The organism is Deinococcota bacterium, from assembly GCA_030858465.1.
Lineage (GTDB): Bacteria > Deinococcota > Deinococci > Deinococcales > Trueperaceae > JALZLY01.
The window spans coordinates 1-3,080 of sequence record JALZLY010000249.1 but is presented as its reverse complement, the minus strand read 5'-3'; the positions used below and the strand labels follow the sequence as shown (position 1 = coordinate 3,080).

Here is a 3,080-nt window from a genome sequence, read left to right as displayed (position 1 = left end):
GGGTAGAGGATTGGGGTAGCATGGCTAGCAGTCGCCGGCGTTCACAGAGTTATAGGTCGCCGCCACGGGAGCAAGCATGAAGATCGCCCGCATCGAGACGTTTTACGTTCCCCCTCGCTGGCTCTTTGTCCGGGTCGAAGCGGACGAAGGGGTGGTGGGCTGGGGCGAGGCCAGCCTCGAGGGCCACGCCGAAGCCGTAGCGGGCGCCTTTGAGCCGTTCAGGGACAGGTTCGTGGGCGCCGACCCCTACCGCATCGAAGACCTCTGGCAGGTCGGCTACCGCGGCGGCTTCTACCGGGGCGGGCCGGTGCTGATGTCGGCCCTGTCGGGTTTCGAGCAGGCGCTCTGGGACCTCAAGGGCAAGGCGCTGGGGCTGCCGGTCTGGGAGATGCTGGGCGGCCGGGTGCGCGAATCCATCAAGGCCTATGCCTGGCTCGGCGGTGACCGTCCGGAGGTCCTGGCGGAGGCCACGAGCCTTCGCAAGAGCCAGGGTTTTAGGGCCGTCAAGATGAACGCCACCCCGGAAGTGGGCTACTTGGAAGAGGGCTGGAAGGTCCTGGACGAGGTCTTAGAGAGGCTCGAGGCGGTCCAAAGCGAAGGGCTCGAGGTGGCCTTGGACTTTCACGGCAGGGTCCACCGGGGCATGGCCAAGCAGCTTCTCAGGCTGCTCCAGCCCTACCGCATCCTCTTCGTCGAGGAGCCGGTCCTGAGCGAGCACCCCGAGGCCCTGAGGGAGCTCTCCTCGGTGAGCAGCATCCCGGTGGCCCTGGGCGAGCGCGTCTACAGCCGCTGGGGCTTCAAGCCTTTTTTGGCGGGAGGCGTGGTCGATATCGTCCAGCCCGATCTTTCCCACGCGGGCGGCATCCTGGAGGCGAAGAAGATCAGCGCCATGGCCGAGGCCTACGACGTGGCCGTCGCGCCTCACTGCCCGCTGGGCCCGCTCGCCCTGGCGTCCTCGTTGCAGCTCGCCGGCTGCACGCCCAACGTGGTCTTGCAGGAGATCTCCTTGGGCATTCACTATAACCAGGGCCACGACCTGCTGACCTTTGTAAGGAATCCCCAGGTCTTCGCCCTTACGGACGGGTCCCTTAAGGTTCCGCAGGGGCCGGGTCTGGGCGTGGACATCGACGAGGAGGCGGTCCGTGAGGCGGATCGCAGGGGGCACCGCTGGCGCAACCCGGTCTGGAGGAGCGCCGACGGCAGCGTAGCCGAGTGGTAAGCTAGGCCAGGTTTGCCAAAGGAGCTAGCATGACGAGTCCAGCGTCCACAGAGGCTGCTGCAGAGGCTGCAACGATCATCCGCGAGGCGGGCGTCATCGCCATCCTCCGCGGCGACTTCCCCCTGCCCCGCCTGCTGAGGGTTGCCGAGGCGCTCTTGCGCGGGGGGGTCGGCGTGCTCGAGCTCACCCTCAACAGCCAGGGCGCCTTGGCAGGCGTCGCGGCCTTGCGGCGCGAGCTGGCCGGCCAGCTCCTGGTCGGCGCGGGGACGGTGCGGACCGCTGATGACGCCGACCGGGCGCTGGACGCCGGGGCGCAGTTTCTCGTCTCGCCCAACCTCGACCTCGCCAGCGCCCTCCGCGCGCAGGCGCGGGGCGTTCTGCACCTGCCGGGCGTCTTCACCGCCAGCGAGGCCCAGGCCGCCTGGGCGGCCGGCTGCCGGCTGGTCAAGCTCTTTCCCGCCGACAGCCTGGGCCCTTCGTACCTGAGGGCGCTGCGGGCGCCCCTGGACGACATCGGCTTCATCCCTACCGGCGGCGTCGGCGTCGACAACGTGGCCGCCTATGTGGCGGCGGGGGCGGTGGCCGTCGGCGTGGGCAGCACCCTGGTGAGGGGCGCAAGCGACGAAGAGGAGGCCTTGACCGACAGGGCTCACCGGCTCGTCTCGGCCTTGCGCCGGGCGCGCGAGGGCGAGCTCGATGGCTGACGGGGCGACAGGGCCTCCAGCCTCGCCAGGGCCTCCAGGGTCTTCGAGGTTCGACGTCACCAGCCTGGGCGAGACCATGCTCAGGCTGAGCGTGCCGGCGGGAGAGCGGCTCGCGGACGCCCACAGTTTCGCCGTCCATCCCGGCGGCGCGGAGAGCAACGTCTGCGCCGCGCTCGCCTCGTTGGGGCGGCGTTGCGGCTGGCTCAGCCGGCTGCCCGACAACCCGCTCGGAGAGATGGTCCTGCGCCGCCTGCGCGCGGCCCGCATCGACCTTTCCGCGGTCGTCCTGGCGCCGGGCGGCCGCGTCGGCACCTACTACGCCGAATTCGCCGCGGCCCCGCGCCCGGTTCAGGTCGTTTACGACCGCGCCCACTCGGCCATGACCGAGGTGACGCGCGAGGACGTCGACTGGAGCTATCTCCTGGACGCTCGAGTCCTCCACCTGACCGGGATCACGCCCGCGCTCGGCGGCGCCTGCCGCGCGCTCGTCGGCGAGGCGGTAACGAGGGCCAAGCAGGCGGGCGTCCTGGTCAGCTTCGACGTGAACTACCGGAGCCGGCTGTGGCCGCCCCAGGAGGCTGCTGGCGCGCTGCGCGACCTCTTTGCCGGGGTGGACCTTCTGATCTGCGGGCAGGACGACGCCAGGGAGCTCTTCGAGCTCGGCGGGGACGAGCGGCAGCTTCTGGCCGGCCTTCGCCCCCTCACGCCCGCCCGGCAGATCGTCCTGACCCGGGGAGAGAGCGGCGCCTGCGCCCTCGACGGTGACCGGTTCCTGAGCGTGCCGGCGCTCACAGCCCAGACCATCGACCGCTTCGGCGCGGGTGACGCTTTCGCCGCCGGGGTGATCGACGGCTGGCTGGACGGCTCGCTGGCCGAAGGGCTGCGCCGGGGCACGGCCTTGGCGGCCTTGGCCCTGTCCCAGGCCGGCGACATGGTCGTGACCGGCCGCGAGGAGATGAACGCCCTTCTCATGGCGGGCGGCAGGGGTATCCTCCGCTGAGCGCCGGTGCCGCGCGGAGGCCGGTCAAGCTTCGGTTTCCTCCTCAGGGCTTGCCTCCTCGGCGGCGGCGTGCTCGAGGTCGCGGCGGAACATGATCATGTGCTCGTTGCGCCGGGGCTGGTCCTTGCGGTAGGGCTTGCCTTTGCCGGCGGTGGCC

At 70.6% G+C, this 3,080-nt stretch carries 3 protein-coding genes; all 3 read left to right on the top strand.

From position 1 onward, the window contains the following. Positions 1 to 76: 76 nt before the first annotated feature. Positions 77 to 1,219 carry a galactonate dehydratase gene (gene dgoD / locus M3498_12570; GenBank protein ID MDQ3460115.1) on the top strand — a complete coding sequence of 381 codons (1,143 nt, stop codon included), beginning with the start codon at positions 77 to 79 and terminating at the stop codon, positions 1,217 to 1,219. A 29-nt stretch (positions 1,220 to 1,248) separates the two neighbouring features. Beyond that, on the top strand, positions 1,249 to 1,923 hold the full coding sequence (locus M3498_12565) for a bifunctional 4-hydroxy-2-oxoglutarate aldolase/2-dehydro-3-deoxy-phosphogluconate aldolase (protein ID MDQ3460114.1): 675 nt from the start codon (positions 1,249 to 1,251) through the stop codon (positions 1,921 to 1,923). Positions 1,924 to 1,999: 76 nt separating this feature from the next. Next, positions 2,000 to 2,923, top strand: a complete 924-nt coding sequence (locus M3498_12560; protein MDQ3460113.1) for a sugar kinase — start codon at positions 2,000 to 2,002, stop codon at positions 2,921 to 2,923. The last annotated feature ends 157 nt before the right edge of the window (positions 2,924 to 3,080 follow it).